The organism is Sphingobium phenoxybenzoativorans (assembly GCF_001757355.1).
GTDB classification, from domain to species: domain Bacteria; phylum Pseudomonadota; class Alphaproteobacteria; order Sphingomonadales; family Sphingomonadaceae; genus Sphingobium; species Sphingobium phenoxybenzoativorans.
Genome location: NZ_MINO01000002.1, coordinates 169,319 through 193,341, shown reverse-complemented (window position 1 = coordinate 193,341; position 24,023 = coordinate 169,319). Strand labels below are relative to the sequence as shown.

At 62.7% G+C, this 24,023-nt stretch carries 17 protein-coding genes; 10 read left to right on the top strand and 7 right to left on the bottom strand.

Translation table 11 applies throughout. The features are described 5' to 3' along the window. Positions 1 to 175: 175 nt before the first annotated feature. Genes BHQ40_RS02280 through atzF form a run of 8 tightly spaced genes read left to right on the top strand, consistent with a single transcriptional unit; the run spans position 176 to position 10,246 of the window. Entirely contained in the window at positions 176 to 1,261 is a 1,086-nt protein-coding gene (locus tag BHQ40_RS02280) for a putative urea ABC transporter substrate-binding protein (RefSeq protein WP_070151743.1), read from the top strand. A gap of 30 nt (positions 1,262 to 1,291) precedes the next feature. Beyond that, the gene (locus BHQ40_RS02275; RefSeq protein ID WP_070151742.1) at positions 1,292 to 2,107 is read left to right on the top strand and encodes an ABC transporter permease; all 816 of its coding nucleotides are present in this window, start codon (positions 1,292 to 1,294) and stop codon (positions 2,105 to 2,107) included. Then, on the top strand, positions 2,104 to 2,886 hold the full coding sequence (locus BHQ40_RS02270; protein ID WP_070151740.1) for an ATP-binding cassette domain-containing protein: 783 nt from the start codon (positions 2,104 to 2,106) through the stop codon (positions 2,884 to 2,886). The genes BHQ40_RS02275 and BHQ40_RS02270 overlap by 4 nt, the downstream gene beginning before the upstream one ends. Positions 2,887 to 2,898: 12 nt before the next feature. Beyond that, a complete protein-coding gene (locus BHQ40_RS02265; RefSeq protein ID WP_070151737.1) occupies positions 2,899 to 3,408 on the top strand; it encodes a CopG family ribbon-helix-helix protein in 510 nt (169 codons plus the stop codon). Then, entirely contained in the window at positions 3,405 to 4,229 is an 825-nt protein-coding gene (locus BHQ40_RS02260; RefSeq protein ID WP_070151735.1) for an urea amidolyase associated protein UAAP1, read from the top strand. Before BHQ40_RS02265 ends, BHQ40_RS02260 begins: the two co-directional genes overlap by 4 nt. A 31-nt stretch (positions 4,230 to 4,260) precedes the next feature. After that, positions 4,261 to 4,896, top strand: coding sequence for an urea amidolyase associated protein UAAP2 (locus tag BHQ40_RS02255; RefSeq protein ID WP_171905731.1), 636 nt, complete (start codon positions 4,261 to 4,263; stop codon positions 4,894 to 4,896). Beyond that, on the top strand, positions 4,893 to 8,483 hold the full coding sequence (gene uca, locus BHQ40_RS02250; protein ID WP_070151733.1) for an urea carboxylase: 3,591 nt from the start codon (positions 4,893 to 4,895) through the stop codon (positions 8,481 to 8,483). The genes BHQ40_RS02255 and uca overlap by 4 nt, the downstream gene beginning before the upstream one ends. After that, positions 8,480 to 10,246, top strand: coding sequence for an allophanate hydrolase (gene atzF / locus BHQ40_RS02245; RefSeq protein WP_070151731.1), 1,767 nt, complete (start codon positions 8,480 to 8,482; stop codon positions 10,244 to 10,246). Before uca ends, atzF begins: the two co-directional genes overlap by 4 nt. Positions 10,247 to 10,297: 51 nt before the next feature. On the opposite strand, the gene BHQ40_RS02240 is transcribed toward atzF, so the two are convergent. From BHQ40_RS02240 to BHQ40_RS02230, 3 genes are read right to left on the bottom strand one after another with little or no spacing between them, the layout of a single operon-like run. Further along, complete coding sequence (locus BHQ40_RS02240) at positions 10,298 to 11,851, bottom strand: sulfatase family protein (RefSeq protein WP_083276633.1); 1,554 nt, start codon at positions 11,849 to 11,851, stop codon at positions 10,298 to 10,300. Beyond that, complete coding sequence (locus BHQ40_RS02235; protein ID WP_070151729.1) at positions 11,851 to 13,269, bottom strand: sulfatase family protein; 1,419 nt, start codon at positions 13,267 to 13,269, stop codon at positions 11,851 to 11,853. Before BHQ40_RS02235 ends, BHQ40_RS02240 begins: the two co-directional genes overlap by 1 nt. A gap of 7 nt (positions 13,270 to 13,276) precedes the next feature. Next, on the bottom strand, positions 13,277 to 15,718 hold the full coding sequence (locus BHQ40_RS02230; RefSeq protein WP_070151826.1) for a TonB-dependent receptor: 2,442 nt from the start codon (positions 15,716 to 15,718) through the stop codon (positions 13,277 to 13,279). Positions 15,719 to 15,917: 199 nt separating this feature from the next. On the opposite strand from BHQ40_RS02230, the gene BHQ40_RS02225 reads away from it, so the two are divergent. Together BHQ40_RS02225 and treF are read left to right on the top strand one after the other, a co-directional pair. Next, entirely contained in the window at positions 15,918 to 16,961 is a 1,044-nt protein-coding gene (locus BHQ40_RS02225) for an alpha/beta hydrolase (protein WP_070151727.1), read from the top strand. 28 nt (positions 16,962 to 16,989) lie between these two features. Continuing rightward, on the top strand, positions 16,990 to 18,540 hold the full coding sequence (gene treF, locus BHQ40_RS02220; RefSeq protein ID WP_070151823.1) for an alpha,alpha-trehalase TreF: 1,551 nt from the start codon (positions 16,990 to 16,992) through the stop codon (positions 18,538 to 18,540). A gap of 50 nt (positions 18,541 to 18,590) precedes the next feature. On the opposite strand, the gene BHQ40_RS02215 is transcribed toward treF, so the two are convergent. The 4 genes from BHQ40_RS02215 to BHQ40_RS02200 all read right to left on the bottom strand — a co-directional run bounded on the left by BHQ40_RS02215 (position 18,591) and on the right by BHQ40_RS02200 (position 23,978). Continuing rightward, positions 18,591 to 19,955 carry a PepSY-associated TM helix domain-containing protein gene (locus tag BHQ40_RS02215; protein WP_070151725.1) on the bottom strand — a complete coding sequence of 455 codons (1,365 nt, stop codon included), beginning with the start codon at positions 19,953 to 19,955 and terminating at the stop codon, positions 18,591 to 18,593. After that, positions 19,943 to 22,270, bottom strand: a complete 2,328-nt coding sequence (locus BHQ40_RS02210) for a TonB-dependent receptor (RefSeq protein WP_083276640.1) — start codon at positions 22,268 to 22,270, stop codon at positions 19,943 to 19,945. Before BHQ40_RS02210 ends, BHQ40_RS02215 begins: the two co-directional genes overlap by 13 nt. 92 nt (positions 22,271 to 22,362) lie before the next feature. Next, on the bottom strand, positions 22,363 to 22,758 hold the full coding sequence (locus BHQ40_RS02205; RefSeq protein ID WP_070151722.1) for a DUF2946 family protein: 396 nt from the start codon (positions 22,756 to 22,758) through the stop codon (positions 22,363 to 22,365). 197 nt (positions 22,759 to 22,955) lie between these two features. Next, positions 22,956 to 23,978, bottom strand: a complete 1,023-nt coding sequence (locus BHQ40_RS02200) for a 2-oxoadipate dioxygenase/decarboxylase family protein (protein WP_070151819.1) — start codon at positions 23,976 to 23,978, stop codon at positions 22,956 to 22,958. Positions 23,979 to 24,023: the final 45 nt, after the last annotated feature.

Sequence of the window (24,023 nt, the reverse complement as noted above, 5' to 3'; positions counted from 1 at the left end):
TCGCCACAGCGCCTTCCGATGCATGCTCTCCCCGTCGACGCGTCTTGTGGATCGAAGCCCGTCCGACCAACGCTGCGGCCATAGTATTGATATTACCAAATGCCGCAACAGTAATAATGATGCATGGACAAAGGTTCGATTTGCGGCAATGCTGCAGTGCGAAAGGGGACGAATCATGCTCAACCGGATTCGCGGCGCGGGAAAAATCGCACTCATGGCGTGCGCACTTATGGCGGCGTCCTGCTCACCCTCATCGAACGCGCCACAGGAGCCGCGGACCGAGTTCAGCATCGGTTGGTCGATTTATGCAGGCTGGATGCCCTGGCCATACGCCCAGCAGGCCGGCATCGTGAAGAAATGGGCCGACAAATACGGCCTCAAGATCAACATCGTCCAGGTGAACGACTATGTGGAGTCGGTGAACCAATATACCGCCGGGAAGCTGGATGGCGTCACGGTTGCGAATATGGACGCGCTCACGATCCCCGCAGCGGGAGGCAAGGACACCAGCGCCATCATCGTCGGCGACTATTCAAACGGCAATGACGGGATCATGCTGAAAGGCGCGGACAAGCTGGCTGCAATCAAGGGCCGACAGGTTTATCTCGCGGAACTGTCGGTATCGCACTATCTGCTTGCGCGTGGCCTTGGGTCCATCGGCATGGCGTTGACCGACGTTAAAACGGTGAACACGTCGGACGCGGACATTGTCGCGGCCTTCGCCGCCCCGGAGGTGACCGCCGCCGTCGCCTGGAACCCCCAGCTTTCAGTGATGAGGGCGGCGCCGGGCGCGAAACAGGTATTCAGCTCTGCAGATATTCCCGGCGAGATCCTCGATCTGCTGGTCGTCGATACAGCTACGCTGAAAACCAACCCCAATCTCGGCAAAGCGCTAGCCGGCATCTGGTATGAGACAACCGCGCTGATGCAGCGGCAGGATGCGGAAGGAAAAGCGGCGCGGGCCGCCATGGCTAAGCTTGCAGGCACCAAGCCGGAACTGTTCGACAATCAACTGTCCACCACTTATCTCTATGCCGATCCGAAGGCAGCCGTCGCGGCCACGTCAGCGCCCGCCCTCATCACCACCATGACGCGCGTGCGGGATTTCAGCTATTCCAAGGGGCTGTTCGGCCAGGGTGCAAAATCCGCTGATGCGGTCGGCATGGCTTTTCCAGGCAACAAGACGTTGGGGGACGCCGGCCACATCACCCTGCGCTTCGACGCGAGCTATATGCAGATGGCCGCTGATGGTAAGCTCTGATCCGGCGGCCAATATCGGGGATATTTCGCCATGCGGTGGGTGAACCGACGCATCAGGCGGGGTAATCGCATCCTCCTCGGCGCGATCCCGATCCTGTTGCTGGTGCTGCTGTACCTAGTGATTGCCGCCGGCCGGCATGCGGCCAATCCGAACGACAAGATTCTGCCTTTGCCCGGCGGCATGGCCGAAGGAATGTCGGCGCTGCTGTTCCAGCCCGACCAACTCTCCGGGCAGTTCATCTTCTGGGCGGATACATTCGCCAGTCTGCAACGGCTCGGTATGGGGCTTGGCATATCCACCCTATCGGCATTGCTGGTGGGTCTGCTTCTGGGCGTTTTGCCGCCTGTACGCGCCACATTCGGCCCCTTGGTAACGGGGATCGCCGTCATACCGCCCATCGCGCTGCTGCCGATATTGTTCATCGCCTTCGGCCTTGGCGAAACGGCAAAAGTGGCGTTGATCGTCATAGGCATAGCGCCGTTCATGATCCGGGACGTCGCGGCCCATATCGCCGCTTTGCCAAGGGAACAGATCGTCAAGGCGCAGACGCTGGGAGCCAGTAGCTGGCAGTTGATGCTGCGCGTGGCGCTGCCACAGGCGATGCCGCGCCTTATTCAGGCTGTGCGCCTGTCGCTCGGCCCAGCCTGGGTCTTTCTGATCTCGGCCGAAGCGATCGCGTCCGACATAGGTCTTGGCTATCGCATCTTTCTTGTCCGCCGCTATCTCTCCATGGACATCATCCTGCCCTATGTCGCCTGGATCGCGTTGCTGGCGATCGCGATGGATATGCTCCTGACATGGGCCAGCCGCCGCCTGTTCTCATGGGCGCATGGAGAGGAGCATTGAGCGCGCTCCTCAGTCTCCGCGGCGTCTGGGTCGAATATGGCGACAAGGTCGTTCTTGAACGCGTAAACCTTGATATCGCGGCAGGCTCCTTTGTCTCGATCATCGGGCCGTCGGGCGCTGGAAAAAGCAGCCTGCTGCGCGTCATACTTGGGCAGGAAGTGCCTACGCGCGGGTCGATCCTGCTCGATGGCATACCCCTTAAACCCGAATGCGGGCCGGATCGCGGCGTCGTGTTCCAGCGCTATTCAGTGTTTCCGCATTTGTCCGTGCTCCGCAACACGGTTTTCGGGCTGGAATGCGCGCAGGCGCCCTTTACCGCCCGGCTTTTCGGCGCGCGGCGTCGCGCCGCAATAGCCGAAGCGGAAGAGATGCTGACGGCTGTGGGACTGGGCGACAGCCTGCATCTTTATCCCGCGCAGATGTCGGGCGGCATGCAGCAGCGACTCGCGATTGCGCAGGCTCTCATCAAACGGCCGCGCATCCTCTTGCTCGATGAGCCGTTCGGTGCGCTCGATCCGGGAATACGGGCGGACATGCACGCCCTCATTACCCGTTTATGGCGCGATTATTCGCTGACGATCATCATGGTCACGCATGACATTCGGGAGGCGTTCTCCCTGGGAACCCGCGTCCTCACTCTCGACAAGCGCCGCCGCGATCCGCATGCGCCGCATCGGTTCGGCGCCACGGCGGTCTATGATCTGCCGCTTGCAAAACAGGCTCCACCGATCGGCAATGACGACGAAAGTATTAAACTTGACGATGTTAGTAATAATTGAGAAGGCTGCAGCATGACTACCGAACCGACCAGCCTCGCTCGCCTCAGCATGAGTCTTCCAGCAGAGTTGTTCCGGCAACTCGACGTCATGGTCGAGGAGCGCGGCCTGCCCTCCCGATCGCAACTTATCGCCGAGCTTATCCGTCACGCACTGGCCGAGCATGAGGCGCTGACCCGTCCCGAAGATACGCTGGCAGGCACTGTCACGATCGTTTACCGGGGGGACCGGGGCCGGGTCCGGCATCAATTGGCCCAGACCCAGGCGGAATATCTGAAGGAAGTTATTTCTTCCCAGCATGTTTTCCTGGAGGACGACCAGTCGCTGGAAGTGCTGCTGGTTCAGGGTCCGGCCATGCGATTGAAGGAACTGTGCGACGCGCTGCGGGGCATTCGCGGCGTACACCAGCTACAGCTTGTCACAACGACCGCGCTGCTGCCGCCGCTCCACAAGCAGGATGGTTTCGAGAATAAGGATTCTAGCGCTTCCACCAAAACCCAGGCCAGCAAGGGCGTCGCGGCATGACGGCGGTGCTCGCCGATCCCATGGCCGCGCGCGACCATGCGCGCGCCATGGCGGGAACGGTTGTGGAGGCGATGCCGATCGTGCCGCCTGTCGCCAATGATCTCGCCGCCGTGGTATCGTCCGATGACCTGCTGTGGGAAGAAAAGATCGCGGCAGGCGGCTATGCGAGCCGCAGGCTCGCGCGCGGCTCCCGCCTTCGCTTGATAGATGTGCAGGGCGACGCCTGCGCATCGATGCTGATCTATAATGCAGAGATGCCGAGCGAGCGCCTCAACGTCGCGGACACGGTGAAGATACAATGGAACGCCTATCTCGGCACGGGCAAGTTGCTCCTCTCCGATATGGGACGTGTGCTCATGAGCATATTGGAAGATGGCGCCGGTACGCATGACGCTTTTTGCGGCGCATCCAACACCGCGACGAACCACGCCAAATATGGCGAGGGCCGGAACAGCGGCGCCTTTCCCAACGCCCGCGACCGCCTGTTGCTCGGTTCCGCGAAGCATGGGCTGCAGCGGCGCGATGTCCATCCATGCGTGAATTTGTTCAAGGGCACGCGGATCGAGGCTGACGGGACCATCACGCCGCTTATTGGCCCCTATGAGGCCGGACGCACGATGATCCTGCGCGCGGAAATGGACGTGATCGTCGTGATCGCCAATTGCCCGCATGTTCTGGACCCGCGTGAAGAATGGACCGTCACGCCTCTCCGCGCATCGGCCTGGCGAGGTGCAGTCACGCCCTCCGACGACCCTATTCGCGCGGCAACGCCGGAGGGTCTACGCGCCTTCCTCAACGTCGAAGACTATTTCCGTCGCTAGAATGGAACAGGCCGAAATGACCCCTTCAACTATTTCCGGCGACCCGCATATCTCAGGCCTCTCCGGCACTGTCGTCCATGATGAGATTGTGCCCGCCCGCGCGCCATGGCTGCATCATGTCGCGGCAGGCCAGACGCTGCGCATTGTCGATCTGGAGGGCAATCAGGCCGTCGATTTCCTCCTCTACTCCGCGGCCGACGACGCCGAGCGGTACAGCGCACAGGATACTGTCGCTGCGCAGGGCAATTTGTTCCTGCGCGCTGGCACGGTGCTAAGGTCGAACGAAGGCCGCGCGATGATGACCATCGCCGCCACCTCCGTAGAATATCATGACACAATCGGCGGAGCATGCTCCTGCGAGTCCAACACGCTGCGTTATGGTCACCACACCAAGTCCCAGCATGCCTGCGTCGAGAATTTCCTGGAGGCCAACCTGACCGAAGGCCGCGGCAAGCGGGACATCGTTTCCAATATCAACTTCTTTATGAATGTGCCCGTCGAGGCGGATGGCGCGCTCGGCATCGTCGATGGCATTTCCGCGCCTGGCCTAACGGTCGACCTGCGCGCTGAAATGGATGTCATCGTCGTGGTGTCCAACTGTCCTCAGATCAACAATCCCTGCAATGCCTTCAACCCCACGCCCGTACGGATGATCGTCACCGCATGAGCTTCGACACAGTCCTGGTTGCGAACCGGGGGGCAATCGCCACCCGGATCATCCGCACATTGCGCCAGATGGGCCTGCGTTCTGTCGCCGTCTATTCGGAGGCGGATGCGGCATCGCTCCATGTCTCGCAGGCGGATGTGGCGGTTTGCATCGGGCCAGCGCCCGCGCCGGAAAGTTATCTCGACACCGCCGCGATCCTGAAGGCCGCGCAAGAAACTGGCGCGGGGGCGATTCATCCGGGCTATGGCTTCCTGGCCGAAAATGCCGATTTCGCGGAAGCGTGCGCCGCCGCCGATATTGTCTTTATCGGTCCCACACCGGAAAATATCCGCACATTCGGTTTGAAGCACAGCGCCCGCGCACTGGCCGCCGAACATGGCGTGCCGCTCGCGCCAGGCACCGGCCTGTTGACCGGCGAGGAGGAAGCCGCAGAGGCAGCGGCAAAGATAGGCTACCCTGTCATCCTGAAGGCTACGGCTGGCGGCGGCGGCATCGGCATGCGCATCTGCGAGGATGAAGCTGCGGTGCGGCAGGGCTTTGCGGGCGTCGCGCGCCTTGGCGAGGGCAATTTCGGTGACGCTGGCGTATTCCTCGAATGCTATATCCGCCGCGCCCGCCACATAGAGGTGCAAATATTCGGCGACGGAGCCGGAAGGGTCATGCCACTGGGTGAACGCGACTGTTCACTGCAACGGCGCAACCAGAAAGTCGTCGAGGAAGCCCCCGCGCCGCTGCTGCCTGACGCAATCCGCGCCGAACTTATCGCGGCCGCCGTCCGGCTCGGCGAAGCCGCCAAATATCGCTCCGCCGGCACAGTGGAATTTCTTTACGATGCCGAGAGGCAGCAATTCTTTTTCCTGGAAATGAACACCCGCCTTCAGGTCGAACATGGCGTCACCGAGGAGGTGATGGGTATCGATCTGGTCGAATGGATGATCCGGGGCGCGGCAAAGGATTTCGCGTTTCTGGATGCCAAACCACCCGTCCCGCGCGGCCATGCCGTACAGGTGCGGCTCTATGCCGAAGATCCCGCCCTTGATTACCGGCCAACCACGGGCACGCTGACTGCCGTCAGCTTTCCATCGGACATTCGCGCAGAGACCTGGATCATGGCCGGCAGCGCCATCAGCGCCTGGTATGATCCAATGCTCGCAAAGCTGATCGTGCACGCGCCCACGCGCGAAGCGGCGATATCGGCAATGCAGTCCGCATTGGACGAAAGCCGGATAGACGGCATAGAGACCAACCTGCGCTGGCTGCGCGATGTGGTGCGGACCGGGCCGTTCATCAGCGGAGAGGTCTCGACCCGCCTGCTCGACACAATCGCCTATCATCCGCGCAGCATTCGCGTGGTGAGCGGCGGCACTGCAACCACCGTTCAGGACTGGCCGGGCAGGCAGGGGCTGTGGGCGATAGGCGTTCCCCCGTCCGGCCCGATGGACGATCAATCCTTCCGCATCGGGAACCGGCTGCTCGGCAATGCCGAAGGCACGGCAGGCCTGGAGGTCACGGTCAGCGGGCCGACACTGTTCTTCAACGCCCCTGCGCGCCTGTGCCTCACCGGCGCCGATTTCGGCGCAAGGCTGGACGAGACGCCGGTCGAACGCGGCGTCGCGATTGATGTGGCGGCTGGGCAGACGCTCACGCTCGGCCGCGTCACCGGCGGCGGCATTCGCGGCTATATCCTGTTTGCCGGTGGTCTCGACATCGCGCCCTATCTCCATAGCCAGAGCACCTTCGAACTCGGCCAATTTGGCGGACATGCGGCGCGGCGGCTGCTTGCGGGGGATACGTTGCACCTTGGCGGTGCGGAAGTGGTTGCGCCGCTTTCTCCCCTCCCCCTGCCGGACTTCGGAGAGGCATGGACGCTTCGCGTTCTTTACGGCCCCCATGGCGCGCCGGATTTCTTCACTGGGGACGACATAGACGTCATCCTCGCCGCGGACTGGCAGGTGCATTACAACAGCAACCGCACCGGCGTCCGCCTCGTCGGGCCAAAGCCGCAATGGGCGCGAACGGATGGCGACGAAGCCGGTCTGCATCCCTCCAATATTCATGACAACCCCTATGCTATCGGGGCGGTCGACTTCACCGGCGACATGCCGATCATTCTTGGTCCGGATGGCCCCTCATTGGGCGGGTTCGTATGTCCGTTCGTGGTGATCGCCGCGGACCGCTGGAAGATCGGGCAGCTCGCCCCCGGCGACCGCTTGCGCTTCGTTCCAGTGACCGCAGAGGATGCCGCGGCGGCGAGCAGCGCTGCGCCGGATTTTGTTGCTGCAGACCTGACTCCGGCGCGCGATATCGCCGCGCTGTCGCCTATCCTTGCGGATATCCCCGCGCAGGGATCGCGCCCGCGCACCGTCTACAGACAGCAGGGCGACCGCAATATCCTGGTCGAATATGGCCCGATCGTCCTCGACATAGAGCTTCGTATTCGCGTTCAGGCATTGATGACGGAGCTTGAACGGCTCGCCTTGCCAGGCGTCATCGATATCGTGCCCGGCATACGGTCGCTGCAGCTCCATTTCGACGGCGATGTGCTGGACCAGCGTGGCGCGCTTACGGCCTTGATGGAGGCGGAGGAACGGCTGGGCGACCTTGAGGATTTCTCGGCCCCCTCCCGCATCGTCCACCTGCCGCTCAGTTGGCGCGACCCGGCAACGATTGAAACGATCGAAAAATATATGGGCGCTGTACGGGACGATGCGCCCTGGTGCCCGGACAATATCGAGTTCATCCGCCGCATCAACGGCCTGCCCGACGCCGATGCTGTCGAGAATCTGATTTTCGACGCCAGCTATCTCGTGCTGGGATTGGGAGACGTCTATCTCGGCGCTCCGGTGGCGACGCCGGTCGATCCCCGGCACCGACTGGTCACCACCAAATATAACCCCGCCCGCACATGGACCCCGCCCAATGTCGTGGGCATTGGCGGCGCTTATATGTGCATTTATGGCATGGAGGGTCCAGGCGGCTATCAGCTATTCGGCCGCACCATTCAGGTCTGGAATACGCACCGGCAAACGGACGCCTTCGTCGATGGCAAACCGTGGCTGCTGCGCTTCTTCGACCAAATACGCTTTTTCAAGGTGAGCGCGGAGGAACTGGTCGAATGGCGTCGCGATTTTCCCAATGGCCGCCGTTCCATCCAGGTCGAGGAATCAGAGTTCCGGCTGGCCGACTATCGCAAGCTTCTTGCGGACAATGCAGAATCGATCGCCAGTTTTGAGGCGCAGCGCCAGGCCGCTTTCGATGAAGAACGCGCCGAATGGCAGCGGTCGGGCGAATTTGATCGCGTCACTGATCTGACAGATAGCGCCGACACCGGGGCTGCAACGACAGCCATAGACGTGCCCGAAGGCGCGGACGTGATCGAGGCGCCGTTTGGCGGCAGTGTCTGGAAGCTGTTGGTGGCGCCCGGCGACACGGTCAAGACCGGCGATGTCATCGCAGTGATCGAGGCGATGAAGATGGAGTGCCCACTGGAAAGCCCCAGCAGTGGCACAATCGCCGCGCTATATATGCAGGAACGGCAATCCCTGCAGCCGGGCACGCCGCTATTGGCCCTGAGGCGGCATCCATGACCGGCCTTGACCGCTGCGGCGTCGCCTCCATCGCCGCCGCCGTCAACAGCGGGCAAACGACCGCCCTTGCTGTGGCGGAAGAAACGCTGGCCCGGATCGCTGCCTACGACGCCATCCAGCCGCAAATCTGGATCAGCCGCACCGCGCCAGACGCCCTGCGCGCTGCAGCCCGCGCAATAGATGCGCGGATCGCAGCCGGAGAGCGGCTGCCCCTTGCCGGCGTGCCCTATGCGGCGAAGGACAATATCGACGTCGCCGGTTTAGAGACGACAGCCGCCTGCCCCGCTTTCGCCTATCGCCCCGATACATCCGCATCCGTCATCGACCGGCTGGAAGCGGCTGGCGCGATCTGCGTCGGCAAAACCAATCTTGACCAGTTCGCAACGGGATTGGTCGGCACGCGCAGCCCTTATGGCATTCCCCGCAATGCCTATAATCTCGCTTATGTCAGCGGCGGCTCCAGTTCCGGTTCCGCTGTCGCCGTTGCTGCAGGGCTTGTCGGATTTGCGCTGGGCACCGACACGGCGGGTTCCGGCCGGGTCCCCGCCGCCTTCAATCATCTGATCGGCTTCAAACCCAGCAAGGGCCGGTGGAGCACGCGCGGCCTGGTTCCCGCCTGCCGCACGCTCGATTGCATCACTGTATTCACAGACCGGATTTCGGACGCGCGGCTCGTCGATGAAGTTATTGCAGGCTTCGATCCGGCCGATCCCTATTCCAAACCGCTGGCCGATCGCCCGGTCCAGCCCAAGCGCATCGGTGTCCCTCGCCGCGACCAGCGCCTATGGTTCGGGGACGGCGAATCCGAATATCTTTACGATCGCGCACTCGACACTCTGGCTGCGACGGCAGAGATCGTCGAGATCGACATGGCGCCCCTGCAGGAGGCGGCGCGGCTCCTCTATAGTGGCCCTTGGGTTGCGGAACGCGCAGCCGCCATCGCCGATCTGCTGACCAATAATCCGGGCGCAATAGACGAAACGGTTCGCGAGGTGGTGGAACCGGGCGCGTCCATCAGCGCGGTTGACCTGTTCAACGGCATCTACCGCCTTGCTGAATTGAAACGCCATGCGGATGAACTCTGGGACGAAATCGACCTGCTCGCATTCCCGACGACCGGCACGACATATCGCGTCATTGAATTGCAGGCGGCGCCGATCGCGCTGAACAGCAATCTGGGCGCCTATACCAATTTCGTGAATCTGCTCGACATGGCGGCGGTCGCCGTTCCCGCCGGCGTGCGGTCCAACGGGACAGGTTTCGGAATCACGCTGATTGGTCCTGCCGACAGCGACCATGGCCTTCTTGCCGTGGCCGAGAGCTATTTCGCGGCGGCTGATCTGCCGCGCCTGCCACCACTCGACATGGAGGGAAAAATGCAAAGCGTGAAACTGGCCGTCGTCGGCGCGCACTTGAAGGATATGCCGCTGCACTGGCAACTTACGTCAAGGGACGCGACCTTTGTGGGCGCATTTGAAACTGCCCCCACCTATCGCCTTTATGCGATGGCGGACAGCGTTCCGCCCAAGCCCGCACTGATCCACAGCCAGGATGGAGCGCCCATTGCCGTCGAGGTTTACGAGCTTGATGTCGCCGCCTTCGGCAGCTTCGTCGCGGAAGTGCCCGCTCCATTGGCCATTGGAACGGTAACCTTGGGTGACGGCACCAGCGTCAAGGGTTTCGTGGCCGAACCACGCGCCATGACCGGTGCGGAGGACATCACGCATCTTGGCGGATGGCGCGCATTCATAGCGAGGGGTTGAAGGATCCGGCCACCGGCGATCCTTACCGCGCCTGAAGCGCAAACCATGCCTTCAGCGAGAGGGTGGACGGAAAAATCGTGGCGGAAATGGCGCGCCCTGTGCGCCAGGCTTCGCGGGGTCGCGCAGTTCGTTGCGTTCTCCCGCATCGGCGCTGAGCGGAATCTGCATGCCGTTCGTATCCTCCAGCATGCGGAATAATTTCGCGCTCATCTTTTCTGCCAGATCTTCATGGCCGGGACGGGCCAGCAAATTGTCATTCTCGTGCGGATCGGCGGCTAGATCGTAAAGTTCGTCCACATCCCAGATGCCGTGGAAATGGATATATTTATACCGGTCCTCGCGTAGCGCGTGGACGGTCGGCGTCTGGGGGAAATTCCGCTCCCAATAATATTCATACATCAGTTCGCTGCGCCAAGGCGTATGCTCTCCCCGCGCCAGCGGCAGCATGTCCGCGCCCATCATGCCCTTCGGAGCATCAAGTCCGGCCGCCGCGAGCATGGTCGGCGCGACATCGATATTGGCAACCACCTGGTCCACCGTTCGCGCACCAAACAGAGACGGACACCGCATAAGCATCGGCACGCGCATCGATTCCTCATAGGCGGCGCGCTTGTCTATCAGGCCATGCTCACCGAACATGAAGCCGTTGTCGCCCATATACAGGATCAGCGTGTCGTCGAGTTCGCCGCGGCGCTCCAGCAACTCCATGATGCGCGCCAGACCCTCATCGACCGACAGCAATGTCTCCATATAGCGTTTATAATATTCGCCGATGTCGAGTTGCCCGTGATAGGGATAATCGACGCCATGCCAGCTATTGCGCTGGTTTTCGACCCACATCGGACGGCCGGGAACGCCCGGTTTCATATTCTCGGGATAGCGGAACGTCTCTTTCGCATAACGTCCCGCGTGCCGTTCCGCCGGAATGAACTCCGCATGCACAGCCTTATGCGCGAGATGCATCATCCAGGGGCGCTTGCCGGTCCGGCTACCGATCCAGTCGAGCGCATAGTCGGTCAGTTCGTCGGTCAGATATCCCTTTTGCGGCACCTTCCGGCCATCGATGTTCAGGCCGTCCTCGCTGGGTAGATAAGTACCCTGCCCCTTGAAGCTGACCCAGCGATCAAAACCCGGCTGGGGCGTGTCGGTTTCCATTCCCATATGCCATTTGCCGATAAACGCCGTCTCATATCCCGCATGCTGGAGATATTCGGGATAATAGATCAGGCCCGGCGGGATCGGATGGTTATTGTCCACCACCCGGTGCTGGTGCGCGTAGAGTCCGGTGAAGATCGACGCCCGGCTTGGCGAGCACAGCGCCGTCGTGACAAACGCATTTTTGAAATGCACGCCCTCCCGCGCCAGCCGATCAAGCGTCGGCGTTTCGCCAAAGGACTGAGCCTTCATGAAGCCCATGGCATCATATCGGTGATCGTCCGTCAGAACGACCAGGATATTTTTCGGCTTCACGCCGGGCCGGCGCTGGAGGGTCAATTCCTTTTTGGCCAAAGCCGCCGAAGAGGCAGCGGCAGTCCAGCTATACAGACCGAAAGCGCCAGCGCCGCCCGCCAGTAAAATACCCCTTCGGTCGATATCTTTCGGCATCAATGTTTCCCGACATGGGCATAGGGATCGGTTTGCCCGGCCAGCCATGGGTCCTTTGTCTCTGCCCGCACCGCGTGGAGGCGTTCGGCAAGCGCGGCCTTTATAGACGCATAGGCAGGATCGGCGGCGACATTGACCAGTTCGTCCGGGTCACGGGCCAGATCATATAATTCCTCTGCGTCTCGCTTCAGATAGGCCGCCTGCGTCCGCTTGCCGATCGGGATCGACGGATCGGCGCTGATCGCCTTCCACGATGGCGAACCGCCAACGTCTCCCGCGATCGGATAGTCCAGCGGACTGGCGAGATTGAGGATGTAGCTGTGCGTCCGGGTACGGATGGCGCGCATGGGATAATATTGGTTGATCTCATGAAAGTCGTGACTGGCGAATATCGCGTCGCGCGAAGGATCATCATGCTTGCCAAGCAGAGGAAGCAGGGAGCCGCCCGACAATTTATAGGCGCTGGGCGGCGCGACCCCTGCCCACTCCAGCACCGTCGGCGCGACATCGACCCAGCTTACCATCGCGTCGTTGACCGCAGGCGCAGCGCCCGGCGCGCGCACGATCAACGGCAGGTGCAGGCCGGGATCATAGAGATTGGTCTTGGCCCCCGGAAAAGGACGGCCATTGTCGCTGAGGAAGATCACCAGCGTATCGTCCGTCCGGCCAGTGGCGGCGAGATCATCGAGGATCATGCCGACACCGCTGTCGAGGCGGCTGAGCGCCTCATAATATTCGGCAAGGTCCGCGCGCACCGCTGGCAGGTCCGGTAGATGCGAGGGGATCGGAACCTTGCGGGGATCGTAGACGACAGGCTCCACATCCGGCCAGCGGCGGTCATTGCCATAATCAACCGCCGCGCGATGCGGATCGCTGTAGGCGACAGTTACGAAGAAAGGCCGGTCATCCGTCGAGCGGATGAAGCTGGAGGTGGCGATCGCCAGTTCCCGCACATCGCGGATACCGGATCGCTCAGGGACCAGTTCCGCCTCATAGGGAAATGCGGAATCCGGCCCTACATGCTTCTTGCCGACAAGCGCGGTCGCATAACCCGCAGCGCGCAGCAGGGACGGCAGTGTTTCGATACCCGGCAACAGCGACTGATTGTGCACGTCGTGCTGCAGGCCGTACATGCCGTTCTGATGCGTGTAGAGGCCGGTATTGATCACCGCCCGGCTGGGGCTGCATGACGAAACCGCGGCATAAGCCTGCGTAAAGCGCGTACCCTCCCGCGCGAAACGGTCGAGACGGGGCGTGCGGATCGGCACGCCATAACAGCCCAGATCCAGCCCCTGATCGTCGGAGATCAGAAGCAGGATATTGCGCTGCCTGCCTTTGGCCGCCTGGGCAAGGGCAGCCGGGGCGACGGACATTGCCGCCGCCCCGGCCATTCCCTTCAGGACATCCCTGCGGTCCATTGGGCGATCAGAAGCTGACCGCCGCGCTGAACCGGAACGACCGGCCGAGGATCGGACGCGCAAGGATTGCACCGGTGCCCTGCCCGCCGATGATGCGGGGGTTGCCTTCGGTCAGGCCCAGCTCGTCGGTCAGGTTGTTGCCAGTCACCGCCAGCTTCACCCGCTCATTGATGTCGACCGAGATGCCGGCATCGAGTTGATAGAAGTGCGGCAGGACCTGGTTGTTCTCCGGATCGGAGAAGCGGTCGCCGGTATATTGCAGCGTCGCGAAGATCGCCGGCTTCAGGCCGCCGATCTCGACTTCATAAGCCGGGGTGACGCGCCATGCCCATTTCGGCTGCCGCTGTACCTGATTGCCGGTATTGTCGATCGCGCCATTGCCGGTGAAGAAGTCGCGATAGCTGGCATCCAGCCAGGTGCCCGCCGCAGCGATGCTGAACCCGGCGAAGGGACGGATCACGCCTTCCAGCTCAACGCCGGTCGCCTTCGCGCCGCCGTTCGAGCTGACCGGTACGTTGTTGATCAGCGTGGTGGTCGCCAGGCCGTCGAACTTGTTGTGGAACACGGTCGCATAGAGGTTGGCGAACCGCGTCGACAACTTCAGACCAGCTTCATAGGTATCGACCTTGGCGACTGCGGCGAGGCCAGTGCCGTCGGCGATGTTGACGGCCGAAGCCTCACGCAGATTGTCGAACTGCGGGAAGCTGTTGCCACGGCTGTAGCGGGCGAACACGCCAATCTCACGGCTGAAGTCGTAATTGGCGCCGGCCGTCCAAGACCAGGCCGAGTCCTTGTAGTTGATGAACCGGTTTTCACCCAATTGCGTGACGCTGTTGTCGTAAAGGGTGTTGGGGTTGCCATCCAGATTCACCGTGCCGCCATTGGCCGAGGTGCTGAGCGTCGCGTCAATGACGTGACGCTGCCAGCGCACGCCGCCGTCAATGCGGAGTTCCGGCGTGATCTGCAGTTCGTCGACCGCGTAGAAGGCATAGTCGCTGCCCTGATAGAAACCGCGCACCTGGAATGCCGGGCCGCTGGAGAAGCCATTCAGCGTCGCCGTCTGCTGCGCGCCAGCGCCATTGGTCAGCGTCATGTTGAGCAGCCGGGCGTTCGGCTCAGCAGCCAGCAGCACCTGATTGCCCAGCGCCCACACGTCACGCGAGCTGAAGCCGGTATAGTAGAAACCGCCGGTCAGCTTGTTGTTGCCGGCAGTCCATTCCAGAGAGCTATCGGTCACGAAGGACGAGATTTTCTTGCGCACTTCCCAAATGCCTGCGCGCATCACTTGCGCATCCGCGCCACCAGCAACTGCGGTGCCGCCATTCACATAGGAAAGCGATGCGAGGGTCGAACCCGCCCCGCCAAGCCGCGTCGCCATCGTCGCAGCGGAGGTCGGCGCTTCAACCGGGACAAGGCCGAGCGTATCGGCGTTGCCGCCCAGATAGCTGGTCCGCTCCCGGAAACGCAGGCCGTCAACCAGTTCATAGTCGAAGTTGATGCCGGTGTTGATAACCTTGGCCCCGCGACCTTCGGAAAGGTTGAGCGTGCGGCCGACGACATTGGTGGTGATCTGCGTGTCGGGGCCGTTAAGCGTGCCGGTGCCATGATCGAAACCGGGATAAGCGCGGACCTTGCCATTGCTGTCCGACACGACCGGGATCGGCAACAGCCACTGGCCGCGATCGTTCAGATAGCGGGCGTAAACTTCCACCGAGCCACGGCCATCAAAGTCATGGTGGATGTTTGCGGTGATCTGACCGCCCTTTTCGGCGCGATAGCGCGGATCGCGAATGCCGTTGCCCTGCGCATAATAGCCGCCGACCATGAAGCCGGTGCTGTCATCCAGCGGACCGGAAATCCAGGCATCGCCCCGGATCTCGTCGAAATCGGTGTAGGACAGCTTCGCAAAGCCCTTCAGCGTGGCGCCGCCGGTGCGGGGCACGACGTTCACGGTCAGGCCCGGCTGACCGGCCGAGAAAAGCGAACCGGTGCCGCCACGGACGGCTTCGACGCGCTCGACAGTCTCATCCAGGCGGATGAGTTGCGAGTTTTCAAGGAAGGACAGCGTTGGCGGCGCGAAGATCGGCGTGCCCGCCATCTGGAAAGTCACGAACTGGGCGTCACCGCCGGACGGATAGCCGCGCACGAAGATGTTCGCGCCATTCTGGCCGCCGGAGCTTTCCGCCATCACGCCCGGCACGGTGCGCAGAAGGTCTGCGGTGCTGTTGGGGGCGGCGCGCGTGATCGCGTCGCTGCTCAGCGTGGTTACGGCGAAGGACGCATCCTGGCGGCGGGTGCCTGCGCCAGCGGTGCCGACGACGACGATTTCCTCAATCTCATCCGCGGCAGGCGCGCTGGTGTCGGCGGTCTGCGCGAATGCGGGAATGGCGGTGAACAATGCGCTGAATGCAGCGCCAGCCATCAAATGGCGATATGAAATTTTCTGCATGTTTAATCCCCTGCGCTTGGGAGCAGGCGCGGTCGATGCCTTGCCCATCTCCTGGTAAGGCGACGCCCTTTAGCCATTCTTCCGGGCCATTGGAACGCTCGGACCGGGCAAAGGAGGGATTCCGCACTAATATTTTGACAGCGTTGTCATAAAGTCACACTAGGCGCTGTCGTTTTTCGCCACCATTTTCAGAAGGCCTATGAAAGCTCAATTCATCGCCATGATGCTGGGCGCCGCAGCCCTTCCGGCCGTCGCGCAAACCATAGAGGTTCCGGCAATGTCCCTGCCGCCATCGACCCTGCTCAGCGCGCAGGCGCGGAAGGTCATCGCACGGCAGCAGGCAATCAAAGCGCCCGATTTTGCGGGGGACATCATGGCCGCGCGCGCATTTTGGGGACGGTATAATGATGACCGTCTTGCCGAGATGCGCGCGCATTTCAGCACTAGCGAACAGCATGCGTCGATCGGTGGCGTCCCGGTCGATATCGTCACGCCATCGAACGGCATATCAGCGAAAAACGCCAATCGCGTGCTGATCAATGTGCATGGCGGGGCGTTTCAGTGGGGCGCGGGCAGCGGCGCTCTGGTCGAGGCGATCCCGATTGCGGCAACCATGGGTGTAAAGGTGGTGACGGTGGATTACCGCCTGGCGCCGGAGCATCGCTACCCCGCCGCCTCACAGGATGTCGCGGCGGTCTATGCCGCATTGCTGAAACACTATCCGCCCGAAAATATCGGCATATATGGCTGCTCGGCGGGCGGCGTCATATCGGCGCAGACCGTCGCCTGGCTCCAGAAGGAGAAGCTGCCGCGGCCCGGCGCGCTGGGGACATTCTGCGGCACGGGAGCGCCCTATCAGGGCGATAGCGCCTATCTTTCCGATCCGCTCGTCAGCGGAAGGCCGATACGCAACGGGCCGCTGCCCGGAGCATTGGCAAACCCCTATATGGACGGGGTCGCGGCGAATGATCCCCTCGCCTATCCTCTCAGTTCGGACAAGGTGATGGCGGCGTTTCCACCCGTGCTGCAATTGGCGGGGAGCCGCGATTTTGCCGCCAGCATTCTGACGTGGCAGGACCGGCGGCTGACGATGCTGGGCGTGACAAGCGAGTTGCATCTGTTCGACGGCCTTGGCCATTCCTTTTTCGTCTGGCCCGACATGCCGGAATCCGTTGAGGCATATCAGCTTGTGTCGGGCTTCTTTGACCGGCATCTGGGCGTGAAGCCGCTAAAGAGCCATTGAGAGGGTTCCTATGAAAGTGCAGCATATCATGAAGATATCATCGCTATGGCGTGGAGCCTTACTGTCCGCGGCCCTGTTGCTCGCACAGCCTTCGGTGGCCCAGCGCACACCCGTAGATATGTATGGCGACCTGTTCCGCACGGTGCAGACGGAGCGCATATTCCCCGATGGCAAAACTTTCGTCGATGCAGTGCCGAAGCGCGCGCCAGAAGCGATCATGGAGGATTATCGCCGCAGCACTCCGCAGGGAGAAGCATTGCGCGCCTTCATACTCGCCAATTTCGCTGTGCCGGGCATCAATGATCGCGATGCAGCGTCGCTGCGCCGCCATATCCAGACGCTGTGGCCGACGCTTGTGCGGCAACCGGAAGCTGTCAAACCGGGCAGCTCCGCCCTGCCCATGGATGCGCCCTATGTGGTGCCCGGCGGCCGCTTCCGCGAAATTTATTATTGGGACAGCTATTTCACGATGCTGGGGCTGGCAGTCGATGGGCAGCAACCGCTCATTGAATCCATGTTGGCGGATTTCACGGCCACCATCGAGCGATACGGCCATATCCCTAACGGCATGCGGAGCTATTATCTTGGCCGGTCGCAACCGCCCTTCTTTGCGCTGATGCTCGACCTCTCAAAAGATAGCGACGCCACGCTGGCGGCGCGCCGGTTGGCGGCGTTGCGCAGTGAGCATGCCTATTGGATGAAGGGAGCGAATTGCCTGGACGCCAACGGCGCTTGCGCGCGCGTGGTGCGCATGCCGAATGGCGCGCTGCTCAACCGGTACTGGGACGATATCCCCCAGGCGCGCGATGAATCCTATGCGGAGGATGTCGCCACCGCCGCTGAGGATCAGTCCCGGCCCGCCGAGGTCCTGTACCGCCATCTGCGCGCCGGAGCCGAAAGCGGGTGGGACTTCAGCAGCCGATGGCTGGACGACCCAAAGCGCCTGTCCACCATTCGGACCACCGACATCGTGCCGGTCGATCTCAACAGCCTGATGCTGATCATGGAGGACTCCATCGTCCGCCGCTGCACAGAGGTGAAGGACAGCGCGTGCGTCACCGAATTTACGCGGCTGGCGGCGCAACGGCGCGATGCGCTCAACCGCTATTTCTGGGTCGCGCGCGAGGGCCGTTATGCCGACTGGGACAGGATCGCCAAAAAGCCGACCCCGCGTCTTTCGGCCGCGACGCTCTATCCGCTGTTCGCGGGCGCTGCCTCCGCGAAGCAGGCACAAGCTGTCGGCGAGACTGTAAAGCGTGACCTGCTCGCTGTCGGCGGCCTGCGCACGACGACTTTGCGGACCGGACAGCAGTGGGACACGCCCAATGGCTGGGCGCCGCTGCAGTGGATCGCGATTGCGGGACTGGAACGGTCCGGCCAGCCCGCACTCGCGCGCGACATCGCCCAGCGTTGGCTGGGTACGGTCACCGCAGCCTATGTCGAGACGGGCAAGATGCTGGAAAAATATGATGTCGAGGAACGCAAGCCCGGCGGCGGCGGCGAATATCCGACACAGGACGGCTTTGGATGGACCAACGGCGTCGCCAGCGCGATCATGGCGAAATATCCCGGCCTGTGAGCCAAGGGTCGGAGGATTCTCAGCGATCCTCTGACCGGTTGCCTAGCCGCTCACCCAGCCCGCAACCCCAGCCAGCGCGCCGGTCCCTGCGCACGCCGCAGCAACAGCCGCTCGAAAGCGATCACCACCGCCAGGCTGACCCCGAACAGCGGCGCCAGAAAGGCCAGCGCCACCACCAGTCCGACCAGCAGCCAGCTATGCCGGATCATTCCCTGCGGCGATGGCGCGCCCAGCGCCCCGCCCGGCCGCCTGCGCCACCACATGACAATCGCGGACAGGGCAAGCAGGATAAGGCCGAGCACCGTTACAAGCCCGATCGCCTGATTCACCCATCCGAACAACGCGCCCTCATGCGCGGCAACGCCTATGCCGATCACGCGATCGATAAAGGGCCGCTGGCCGAAATCCTCCCGGCTCATGATCTCGCCCGTGTTCCCATCCATGCCGATGGTGGTGCGGAGCGGCCGGTTGGCGGCATTGGATTTCACCAGCCACATATTATCCGGCCCGGCCGGGGGCGAAATCTCGACTGGCTCCGCCAGATTGAGCGCCTGCGCGCGCGGCACGATCAGATCAAGCGCGCCCAGAGGACCGGCGGCATGCGCCATGACCATTCCGCCATGTTCCGCATGTTCGCCCATCATCATACGCGCGCCCCTATCGAGCGCCGCCCGGTCGCGCGCATCGGCCGCGCTGCCCGCCGACCAGTCCTGTTTCTCCGAATAGCTGGCGGCCATGCCGCGCACGGCCTTGAGATAATTGCCCCAATTATTGGCCCAGGGCAGCCCGGTCAGGATCAGGAATATCGCCAGCAGGGAAATCCATATGCCCGTCACCGCATGCAAGTCCCGCCAGAATGCAGCCTTGCCCCGGCGGAGCCTGGGATAGACAGTCCCCGCCAGTCCCGCGCCGGAGCGCGGCCACCAGAGGAACAGTCCGGTCAGCAGCATGACAATCGCCCAGCTCGCCGCCAGTTCAACGATCAGCGAACCTGCGGCGCCCGCCATCAACTCCCCATGCAGGCGAAAGACCAGCCGCATCAACCGGTCCTCCTCACCCACGCTGTTCAGGACGGCCAGCGTCTGCGGATGAATGTAGATGCGCGTCTCCTCCGCCCCTTTGCCAACAACGATTTGCGTCGCCTGATCGATCCTGTCGGGAAGCACGAAGCGATGGAGAACCGAACCCGGCGCCGCCGCCATGGCCGCGCCCGCCTGTGCCGAAGGACTGGCGAGCGGGCCGGTATATTGCAGGCCCGCATAGGGCCGGTCGATCATCGCCTCTATCTGCGGCTTGAACAGATACAGCCCGCCGGTCGCCGACAGCCACAGGATGAAGGGCACGCAAAACAGCCCGGCATAGAAATGCCAGCGCCAGACGGTGCGGTAGAGATTCTCCTCCCTCACAGCGTCCACCCCGCTTCGATCAGGAAGCTGCGCTGCGGATAGGGATGGAACACCCAGGCTTTGTCATTGGTGATATTGTTGACCCCGGCCGAAACACGCATTCCGTTTCCGAACCGCTGGGTCAGCTTAGCATCCAGCGCGAACAGTTCCGACGTATAGCCATAAGTGTCGCCACGCTGCAGACCATCCAGGTCCGTGTTGGGCCGCGAGGCATAGCGGAAGCCCAGCGAGGATTGCAGGGTGGGCGTCACTGCATAGCGGATGCTGCCGTTCAGCCGCCAGCGCGGGATGCGCGGGAATTGCACCCCTTCCGATAGAGGATCGGCTCTATTGCGCACCGTTTCCGCATCGATCCATGCCGCGTTCGCCTCCATGTCCAGCCCCTCGACCGGCCAGTTGCGGCTCTCCATGATCAGCTCCGCGCCATATTGCCGGGTCAGGTCGATATTCTTGAAACTCGATGTCGACACGCCGTTCTGGTTGAAACCGATATAGCTGAAGATTGCGTCGCGCACCCGCTGGTAAAACAGGCTGCCGGTCAGCGTCACCGGACCCATATGATGGCGCAGCAGCAGGTTGGCGTCCCGGCTTTTCTCCGCCTTCAAATTCGGGTCGAAGCTATTCTGGTTGAAGCTGCCGTCGCCATTGAGCGACCCCTGGAACAGTTCGCCCACGGTCGGGAAACGGGTGGCCGTGGCCAGGCTCAGCTCCGCCGACCAGTCCGGTGAAAGCATCGTGCGCAACGCCAGTTTCGGGCTGAATGCGCTGTCCTTCCGGCTGGCATAACGCTGCGTCACCGCCTGCCCCGCCTGCGCTCCGGCTGAGGCAAGAGCCGTCAGCCCGCCGCCAAAGGCGCGCCAGCTTTCCGCCCGCAACCCGGCGGTCAAGGTTATCGCGTCGCCGATCGCAATCTCATCCTCGATGAAGGCCCCCAGCAGCCGTGTCCGCCCGAACGTCCGGTTGCGGAAGGTCCGCCCCGTCGCATCCCGCCAGTTGGCCGTGCCGTAAACGCTGCGGTCCGTGTCGTAGCGATTCCCGGACAAGCCCCAGGCGATGCTGTGTGCGCCGAAGATGCGGCTGGCCTGAAATTCGCCGGTATACCAGCCGGTCGGTCCCTGCGATGTGATCTGCCCCGCGCCATTGTTCCGGCCATTGGCGAAACCGCTGGACTGCAGCGCATCCTGCCGGTCGAATCGCAGGGTCGACAGCGTGGTGCGCGTGTCGAAGCCCAGCAGCGGCGCATCCAGCTTCACGCCCGCCAGCCATTCATCCTTGCGGGCGATCCCCCAATTGAAGGTAGAGGCGGCGTTGAGGCTATAGGTATGTCCGCCGAAGCTGACGAGACCGCCGCCATAATAGGGCTGCCCATTGGCGTCGCGCAGATAGCTTTGCGGGTCGAGCGTCTTTTCCTCATTCCACCAATAGGTGAAGAAAGCCTCGGCATGGACATCGCCCTGATCGAAGCGAAGCTGGCCGCGCAACTGATCCTGCCGAGTATCGACCGAGGAATAGTCGCCGACGATGGGCGCGCGGATCGCTGTACCCGTTACCGGGACCATCCCGTTGTCCACGACCGCGCCAGTGACCGGCGTTCCGGCAGAGGGATTGCCATAGTTCGCAGCGCTATAACCGAACTGATAGAATTGCTGCGGATGCCCCCGGTTGATCAGCCGCCGGCCCGACACGCGCAGGGACAAGGGACCGTCCTTCTGCTTCAGCGCGAAACCCGCCTCGCCGGACCAGCCCCAATAGTCGTCATGCGTGCCATATTGGTCATAGGGCTGCACGAAACCCTGCATATTCACGAACGCCTCCGTCCGTTCCGGGGCGCGGGTCGTGATGTTGACGATCCCGCCCATCGCATTGCCGGAATAGCGCGCCGAATAGGGGCCGTAGACGATATCGAACTGCTTCACTTCGCCGGGAGAAATCACACCCCAGGCAGGTGGAAAGGCGAAGCTGTTGCCGAGGAAATTCGAGACGACAAAACCGTCCACCATCACCAGCGCGCGCGCCGACTGCGTGGAGTGGGTGCCGCGAAATCCGGGCACGCCATTATTGTCGCCGACATAGCGGCTGCGCACGAAGAAATCGGGCGCATATTTCATTAAATCCTCGACATTGAAGGCGTTAACGCCTGCAAACTGCTCCTCGCCCAGACTGACAGAGAGGCCGCGCGGTTCAATTGTCATGGGCGCATTGCTCTGACCGACGACGATGATGTCGGGTCTGTCAGCGGCATCCTCCCCGGCATGAAGGGGCGGCGAAAGTCCTGCAAATGCGATGAGGAACGCGACGGTGTAAGCATGTCGTGGAATGGGCATAAAAAGAACCTTCGAAAAAGCGTCAGACGTCCGGGCGCGGCGCACCCGGACGGAAAGGCGGTTCGAAGATCTGTGGTAGGAGAACCGCCGCGTCAGGCGGCCGCGGGCGGCCCGGACGATGGCGGCGGCGGCGCGGCCAGCCGCGCGATCCACCCGGTGCGCAGCGCAAAGGCGACCGGGCCGTTCGGAAGCTGCCAGGTGGGCAGCGTGACGCCCAGCATGGCGTCGGCAAGCAGGGGGGCGGCACCACCGGCAAAGGGGCAATGTTCGCCCGCCATGCTCTTGGGTTCGGGCTTGGCGGGGGCCTGGCCGTGATCGACGATGACATTGACCGCGCCCTGCCCGGTACACAGCGTCACCACGACGCCATGCGCGGTGGCGACGGGCATGAAGCCGCTCGGCATGACCACGCGCATTGCGAGCACGAGCAAAGCCAGCGCCGCGAACAGCGCCCGTGCCTTATCCGAATGCCTTATCGCCCCCAGCATGGGATGCGCCTTAATGCGCCGCGGGAGCGATGTCACTAGGACGAACGGTCATAGCCCAGCGGCCGTACCGGCGCGCCCATCCGCGCGCACTGTTGGAAAGCGGGCATGGCTGTTGGACATGCTGTTGGATTCTTCAGGAAAAGCGCGCATTTCTGCGGCTTTCCTATGGCGCCAACCCGTCCGCGCGGCCGACGGACTCAGGCGTCGAGCGATGCCGTCATCTTGAATATGCCCTGCGCGTTCGCGCTGTCGAACTTCAGGTCCAGCTTTCCGCTCTCCGGATCCTTTGCGCGATCGATGAACTCATAGAAGGAGCCGGGCACCTTCAAGGTCAGCACCTCGCCAGCCTCACCCGTGAAATCGCGCTCAACCCAGTCGGCGCGATAGGCGGTCTGACGCACCCGGCCACTGCCCGACACCTCCACCTTGTCCTTCATCGCCCGGCCCAGCGCCCGCTGCGCGTCGGCGACGCTGTCGACATTCTCCACCCGGTCAGTGCCGTGATTGAAGGCATTGCCCTCCGTCGCGATCCACGCCGCCTCCGCGCTCTGGCCCTTCAGCACTTCATAATCGGCAAGCGAAGGCAAGGCATGGTGCCGGTCAAAGGCCCCGACAATGGAAGGCATCGCCGCCATGGCGACGTCGAGCGACGCCTTTCCGTCCCTGGCGAATACCGCCAGCGCCTCACGCGCCGCGGCGTCCAGAGGATCGGCAGTCGTGCCGAACAACCTGCCCGCCGCATCCGCAAATGCGCCGTCGAACCGGTCGACATGCAGTTCGCTGATGAAGAATTGGGCGATCTCGTCCGGCGCATCCTGATGACAATAGGCAAAGCCCGTCATCCTGAGCCGTTCAAGCGGATAAGCGTCGGCCACCACATAACCCAGCGGTTCCAGGATGCGCGAGAAGGCCGCGACGCCCGCCGGGATTGCGCCTGTGGGCGCGCCGCCGGGCAAGGCGATGGTGCGGAGCGCGCCATGGTCCAGCATGATCTTACGCCCCGCCGCCCGGCAGTCCGCCGCATAGGCCTCGCCCGTCGGCACCCGCTGCAGCAGCCCCCAGTGAAGCGCTACGGTCATCGCCACCGCGAACTCGGCGCGGGTGACGCTATCGGGTCCACTGTCCGCCACGCCAGCCGGAATGACGATATCGTCGATCGCCGCAGCCGTATCCTCGCCCAGCGTGGCGTTCAGCAGCGCAGCTAGTTTTACAGATGTCATATTCATGCCCTCTATATAGCGAAGGCCCGTGCGCGCCGCTAGGCG

What these genes read in the sequence shown, in the direction of transcription:
- BHQ40_RS02280 (WP_070151743.1), top strand. Translation starts at nt 176, where the DNA reads ATGCTCAACCGGATTCGCGGCGCGGGAAAAATCGCACTCATGGCGTGC.
- BHQ40_RS02275 (WP_070151742.1), top strand. Translation starts at nt 1,292, where the DNA reads ATGCGGTGGGTGAACCGACGCATCAGGCGGGGTAATCGCATCCTCCTC.
- BHQ40_RS02265 (WP_070151737.1), top strand. Translation starts at nt 2,899, where the DNA reads ATGACTACCGAACCGACCAGCCTCGCTCGCCTCAGCATGAGTCTTCCA.
- BHQ40_RS02260 (WP_070151735.1), top strand. Translation starts at nt 3,405, where the DNA reads ATGACGGCGGTGCTCGCCGATCCCATGGCCGCGCGCGACCATGCGCGC.
- uca (WP_070151733.1), top strand. Translation starts at nt 4,893, where the DNA reads ATGAGCTTCGACACAGTCCTGGTTGCGAACCGGGGGGCAATCGCCACC.
- atzF (WP_070151731.1), top strand. Translation starts at nt 8,480, where the DNA reads ATGACCGGCCTTGACCGCTGCGGCGTCGCCTCCATCGCCGCCGCCGTC.
- BHQ40_RS02240 (WP_083276633.1), bottom strand. Translation starts at nt 11,851, where the DNA reads ATGCCGAAAGATATCGACCGAAGGGGTATTTTACTGGCGGGCGGCGCT.
- BHQ40_RS02235 (WP_070151729.1), bottom strand. Translation starts at nt 13,269, where the DNA reads ATGGACCGCAGGGATGTCCTGAAGGGAATGGCCGGGGCGGCGGCAATG.
- BHQ40_RS02230 (WP_070151826.1), bottom strand. Translation starts at nt 15,718, where the DNA reads ATGCAGAAAATTTCATATCGCCATTTGATGGCTGGCGCTGCATTCAGC.
- BHQ40_RS02225 (WP_070151727.1), top strand. Translation starts at nt 15,918, where the DNA reads ATGAAAGCTCAATTCATCGCCATGATGCTGGGCGCCGCAGCCCTTCCG.
- treF (WP_070151823.1), top strand. Translation starts at nt 16,990, where the DNA reads ATGAAGATATCATCGCTATGGCGTGGAGCCTTACTGTCCGCGGCCCTG.
- BHQ40_RS02210 (WP_083276640.1), bottom strand. Translation starts at nt 22,270, where the DNA reads ATGCCCATTCCACGACATGCTTACACCGTCGCGTTCCTCATCGCATTT.
- BHQ40_RS02205 (WP_070151722.1), bottom strand. Translation starts at nt 22,758, where the DNA reads ATGCTGGGGGCGATAAGGCATTCGGATAAGGCACGGGCGCTGTTCGCG.
- BHQ40_RS02200 (WP_070151819.1), bottom strand. Translation starts at nt 23,978, where the DNA reads ATGACATCTGTAAAACTAGCTGCGCTGCTGAACGCCACGCTGGGCGAG.